We start from the raw sequence: 5,738 nt of genomic DNA, 5'->3' as shown, positions 1-5,738 counted from the left end.
GCTGTGCATGAACCCTCGCATCATGCTGTTCGACGAGCCGACCTCGGCGCTCGATCCGGAAATGATCAAGGAAGTTCTGGAGACGATGGTCGGCCTTGCCGAAGAAGGCATGACCATGCTGTGCGTCACCCACGAAATGGGCTTTGCCCGCAAGGTCGCCAACCGCGTGATCTTCATGGACCAGGGCCAGATYGTCGAGCAGAACACGCCGGCCGAGTTCTTCGATCATCCGCGCCACGAGCGCACAAAGCTGTTCCTGTCGCAGATCCTGCACTAGGCTTTCGACAACCAGGAAGAGCCCGGCTGAAACAGTGCCGGGCTCTTTTGCGTATGGATGAGCAGGAGGCGGGCGGCTCGTGTCGCGCCGGGGTGCGTTTGCAATGCCGCCATTCATGAAGAAGCTGGGACGTTTTCTAGGCCTGCTACTGATCGTCGTTGCGCTTGCTGCGACGCTGGGCACTCTGGTGCCGAGGCCGCTGTGGCCGCCGGCCGCCGCCAATCCCGCCACCACGCGCCACATCCTGGTGCTGAACAACCCGATCCACACCGATATCGCCATCCCGATGGACGACAGGGTGCGCCAGCGGTTCCATTTCCTGGTCGACGCCGCCATCCCGGCCGAAAGTCCGGAGGTTCGCTACATCGTCTTCGGCTGGGGTGGTCGCGCCTTCTACCTGGAGACGCCGACATGGTCCGAGCTCAAGGCCATCCCGGTGATGAAGGCACTGACCCTCGACGCGTCGGTCATGCATGTCGACGTTGCTGGCGCCATAGTCGAACCGCATCCGGATGTCGCCGGCTTCGACATCGGCGAGGAGCGTTTTGCGGCACTGCTCGATTTCATCGATGCGAGTTTCCAACGGGGGCCGCAAGGGCCGCTTCTTGTTCCGGGCGCGGCCTATTCCAGCTTCGACCGCTTCTATGAAGCCAACGGCCATTTCAACGCGTTGGTCGGCTGCAACACCTGGACGGCGGCAGCCTTGCGTACCGCCGGCTTGCGCACCGGCTGGTGGAATCCGCTGCCGGCTTCGCTCGGCCTGTCGATGCGGCTTTACAATTAACTCCGTTCTATGGGCCGGCATTCGGCCTATGCCCCAGCTTTCAGCGCCGGATGATTTTCTGCGGCTGCCAGCCATAAAGCCAGTCCAGATCGGCGGCGAGTTTTTCAGACGAGCGCATTTTCAGGAACAGATTGCGTGCGATGGAGACTGGACCCGCGGCATGCCAGGCGAGGCGGTTGAGGGCGCCACGACGGGCGACCCTGGCGACGCGCGGCCGTCGCAGGTTCTCCCAGATTTGAAGACCTTGTGCCGGATCGCCGGGCAAGTCCGCAACGACATCCGCAAGTGCGGCCGCATCTTCGATCGCCATGGCGGCACCTTGCGCCGCGAACGGCGTCATCGCATGCGCCGCATCGCCGATCAGCGCGATGCGGTCGTTCGTCCAAGGCTGCTTACTCTCGATCGTATGGATCGGCCACGCCGTCCACCCGCCGGCTTCCTCGATCAGACGGGCAAGTGCTGCTGCCGTACCGCGCATGGCACCGGTCAAGATCCTGGTGTCGGCGTTCCCGGACCAGCCCTCGGCAATGCGTTCGCCTTTGGTGAAAGCGACAAGATTGAAGGCAGCACCTTTGCTGACGGGATAGGCGACCATGTGGAAGCCGGGATGCAGGAAGGTCGTGACGCAATCGGTGGCGCCGATCGCGGCGAAGGCTTTTCCGGCAGCGCTGTCGGCGGGAATGGTGGCACGCCAGGCCAGTTCGCCCGAAAAGTGACTTCTTGGCGAGGCCGCTCCCCTGGTTGTGTCGACAAGCCCGCGCACCGATGACCAGACGCCATCGGCGCCGACCAGCAGCAAGCCCTCGGCCTCGATGGYCTCGCCGTCCATCTCGGCAGCCACTGTGACACCATGGCTGCCTTTCGCAACGCCGCTGACATGTGCGCCGGGAGAAAGAACGATGTTCGGCATCTCGGCAACGCGCGCAGTCAGTGCGCTCTGCAAGTCAGCCCTGTGAGCAACGAGATAGGGTGCCTGCCAGCGGGCTTCGGCGGCTTGTCCCAGCGGCACGCGTGCCAGTTCGCGCAACGTCGCGGCGTCCTTCAACACCACCGCTTCCGGCCGCACCGCTGCCAGCAGCAGCCGGTCGAGCGCGCCAAGCTGGCGAAGAATGCGAGTTGCGTTGGGAGAAAGCTGGATGCCGGCGCCTGCGGCTTCCAGACGCTGCGCCTGTTCGAACACCTGCACGGGGTAGCCGCGTTCGGCGAACGCCAGCGCGGCGGTCAGCCCGGCGACGCCCGCCCCGGCGATGACGATTTGCCGGGACCGCGTGTCGTCCATCGGGCTTGCCGCGAAGGAATCAGGCGGCCTGGTCGATGTAGATACAGCCGGCCGGCAGCGTTTCTGTCGCCTTCAGCTTGGACGAATAGCGGTAGAGCGTCGAGCAATAGGGGCAGACCTTTTCGTTGTCGTCGCCCATGTCGAGAAACACATGCGGGTGGTCGAAAGGCGGGTTGGCGCCCGTGCACATGAATTCCTTGACGCCGATGTCGATCGCCGGGTGGCCCGCATCGTTCTGAAAATGGGGAATGGAACCGCCTGCCATCGTCGTCGTCTCCTTAACGCAGTCTCTTCTGCATCTGGATCATAACCGGTCTCTTTGCAAGTTCGATGAAATCAAACTGTCGCAAAAGCCTGTCAGAGGATAAGTTAAGCCGGTTAAGGCAATGACCCCGAAAACGGAATCGGTTTACGGAGAGGGTCAGGCCTCGCTTCAGGGCACCTGCGGCGCATCCGGGAAGGTTGCGTCGCTCGGCGGCGGAGCGTGAGGGAAGAGCAGGAAAAATGAACGAACTGAAGCCGGTGCAGAGCGAATTCGTGAATGTCGAGGTGGCTCGCCCGGAGGGCGGCAACCCGGATCGCTTTGTCAACCGGGAGTTTTCCTGGCTGCAGTTCAACCGGCGCGTTCTCGAGGAGTCGCTGAACCTCAATCATCCGCTGCTGGAGCGCGTCCGTTTCCTGTCGATCTCGGCGGCCAACCTCGACGAGTTCTTCATGGTCCGCGTCGCCGGTCTTGCCGGCCAGGTGCGCGAGGGCATCACGCTGAAAAGCCCTGACGGCCGCACCCCCGAACAGCAGCTCGAACAACTGCTGCGGGAGGTTGAACGGCTGCAGGAAGACCAGCAGAAGAGCCTTTCGGCACTCATCGTGCTGCTCAACAAGGAAGGCATCGAGAGCATCACCCGTGACGCACTGACCAAGGACGAAAAGATCTGGCTGGAAGACCATTTCCAGGAGCAGGTGTTTCCGGTGCTGACCCCGCTGTCGATCGACCCGGCGCATCCGTTCCCGTTCATCCCCAATCTCGGTTTCTCGATGGCGCTGCAATTGCGCCACCGCAAGAACGGCGAAGAGATGAGCGCGCTTCTGCGCCTCCCTGTGGCGCTGAAGCGCTTCATCCGTTTGCCGGACCGCAAGCACCATGTCCGCTTCATCCCGCTGGAAGAGGCAGTCGGCCTCTATATCGGCAAGCTGTTCCCAGGCTATGAGGTCAAGGGATCCGGCACGTTCCGCATCATCCGCGACAGTGATATCGAGGTCGAGGAGGAGTCCGAGGATCTGGTGCGCCTGTTCGAGACGGCGCTGAAGCGCCGCCGCCGCGGGTCGGTGATCCGCATCGAATTCGACGTATTGATGCCGGCGGAACTGCGTGACTTCGTTGCCGGCGAGCTGGGCGTATCGTCGAGCCGCATCAGCGTTCTGACCGGTCCGCTGGCGCTCAGCCAGATTTCCGAAATCGTCGCCATCCCGCGCGACGACCTCAAGTTCACGCCCTACAATCCGCGCTTTCCCGAGCGCATCCGCGAGCATGGCGGCGACTGCTTCGCCGCCATCCGCGAGAAGGACATCGTCGTCCATCACCCCTACGAATCCTTCGATGTGGTGGTGCAGTTCCTGCGCCAGGCGATGGCCGATCCGGAAGTGGTGGCGATCAAACAGACGCTTTACCGCACCTCCAACGACAGCCCGATCGTGCGCGCTCTGGTCGATGCGGCCGAGGCCGGCAAGTCGGTGACCGCGCTGGTCGAGCTCAAGGCGCGTTTCGACGAGGAAGCCAACATCCGCTGGGCGCGCGACCTGGAGCGAGCCGGTGTGCAGGTCGTGTTCGGCTTCCTCGAGCTGAAAACCCATGCGAAAATGTCGCTGGTGGTGCGGCGCGAGGACGGCAAGCTGCGCAACTATGTCCATCTCGGTACCGGCAACTACCATCCGGTCACCGCGCGCATCTACACCGATCTGTCTTTCTTCACCACCGATCCGACGATTGCCCGCGATGTCGCCCAGCTCTTCAATTTCATCACCGGCTATGCCGAGCCGACGGATGAGATGCGGTTGGCGATCTCGCCGTTCACGCTGAGAAGCCGCATCTTGAAGCATATTGCCGTCGAGATTGCTCATGCGGTGGAGGGGAGGCCAGCGCGCATCTGGATGAAGATGAACGCGCTTGTCGATCCGATCATCATCGATGCGCTCTATGACGCCAGCCGTGCCGGCGTCGAGATCGACCTCGTCGTGCGCGGCATCTGCTGCCTGCGGCCGCAGGTCCCGGGCCTGTCGGAAAATATCAGGGTGAAGTCGATCGTCGGCCGTTTTCTGGAACACAGCCGCATCTATTGCTTCGGCAATGGTCATGGGCTGCCATCGGACGAGGCGATCGTCTACATCTCTTCGGCCGACCTCATGCCGCGCAATCTCGACCGCCGCGTCGAGACCATGGTGCCGATCACCAATCCAACTGTGCATGAACAGATCCTGGGCCAGATCATGCTGGGCAACATCATGGACAATCAGCAAAGTTTCGACGTATTGGCTGATGGAACCTCCCGGCGCGTCGTGCTGGAGGAGGGCGAGGAACCGTTCAACGCGCAGGAATATTTCATGACCAATCCGAGCCTGTCGGGACGGGGTGACGCGCTGAAGTCGCACGCGCCCAAGCGCATCGCGCAGTTCAAGCGCCGCAAGAAGAACGCCGCAGCGTCCACCTGATGCTGTCTGATTCCCAGGGCCGGTTGCAGGACCGCCGACCGCTATCCATCATCGACATCGGGTCGAATTCGATCCGTCTCGTCGTCTATGAGGGGCTGGCGCGCTCGCCGACCATGCTGTTCAACGAAAAGATGCTGGCCGGCCTCGGCCGCGGCATCGTTTCCACCGGCAAGCTCGACCCCGAGGCGGTGACGCGCTCGATGGAGGAGTTCCGACGCTTTCGCGCGCTCTCCGACCAGGCCGGCGCAGAGCACATGTATGTGCTGGCCACCGCCGCGGCGCGCGAGGCGATCAACGGTCCTGATTTCATCCACCGTGCCGAGGATGTGCTCAAGACCGAGATCCGGGTGATCAGTGGCCGCCAGGAAGCCTATTATTCGGCGCTCGGCGTCATTTCGGGCTTCCATCCGGCCAATGGCATCGCCGGCGATCTGGGTGGCGGCAGCCTCGAACTTGTCGACGTCAACGGCGAGGCGATCGGCGACGGCATAACGCTGCCGCTTGGCGGCTTGCGCCTGCAGGACATGGCGAAGAACTCGCTGACCCAGGCGGCCAAGATCACGCGTGACGAACTGTCGAGGGCCAAGCTGTTGAAAGGCGGGCAGGGCAGGCCCTTCTACGCGGTCGGCGGCACCTGGCGAAATCTCGCCCGGCTGCACATGGAAATGACCAATTATCCGCTCGGCGTCATT

General features: G+C 62.8%; 5 protein-coding genes and 1 pseudogene. 4 read left to right on the top strand and 2 right to left on the bottom strand.

Going from position 1 to position 5,738, the window contains the following annotated elements; translation table 11 throughout:
• Both ACXJ7R_RS23455 and ACXJ7R_RS23450 read left to right on the top strand, forming a co-directional pair.
• Positions 1-277, top strand: a pseudogene (locus ACXJ7R_RS23455) (amino acid ABC transporter ATP-binding protein); the annotation flags it as partial.
• Positions 278-392: 115 nt separating this feature from the next.
• A complete protein-coding gene (locus ACXJ7R_RS23450) occupies positions 393-1,061 on the top strand; it encodes a TIGR02117 family protein (protein WP_457153922.1) in 669 nt (222 codons plus the stop codon).
• A gap of 40 nt (positions 1,062-1,101) precedes the next feature.
• Here the strand turns inward: ACXJ7R_RS23450 and ACXJ7R_RS23445 are convergent, their stop codons facing one another.
• Entirely contained in the window at positions 1,102-2,340 is a 1,239-nt protein-coding gene (locus tag ACXJ7R_RS23445; RefSeq protein ID WP_457153921.1) for an FAD-dependent monooxygenase, read from the bottom strand.
• A gap of 19 nt (positions 2,341-2,359) precedes the next feature.
• The gene (locus ACXJ7R_RS23440; RefSeq protein WP_095086137.1) at positions 2,360-2,605 is read right to left on the bottom strand and encodes a zinc-finger domain-containing protein; all 246 of its coding nucleotides are present in this window, start codon (positions 2,603-2,605) and stop codon (positions 2,360-2,362) included.
• Between the two features lie 239 nt (positions 2,606-2,844).
• Here ACXJ7R_RS23440 and ACXJ7R_RS23435 point away from each other — a divergent pair, with 239 nt between their 5' ends.
• Together ACXJ7R_RS23435 and ACXJ7R_RS23430 are read left to right on the top strand one after the other, a co-directional pair.
• A complete protein-coding gene (locus tag ACXJ7R_RS23435; RefSeq protein ID WP_457153920.1) occupies positions 2,845-5,046 on the top strand; it encodes an RNA degradosome polyphosphate kinase in 2,202 nt (733 codons plus the stop codon).
• A partial coding sequence (locus ACXJ7R_RS23430; RefSeq protein ID WP_457153919.1) for a Ppx/GppA family phosphatase occupies positions 5,046-5,738 on the top strand: 693 nt, incomplete at its 3' end. The genes ACXJ7R_RS23435 and ACXJ7R_RS23430, both read left to right, overlap by 1 nt.

The organism is Mesorhizobium sp. P5_C1 (assembly GCF_054049815.1).
Note: the sequence above shows the minus strand (reverse complement) of the source record. Positions and strands in the feature narration are given on the sequence as shown.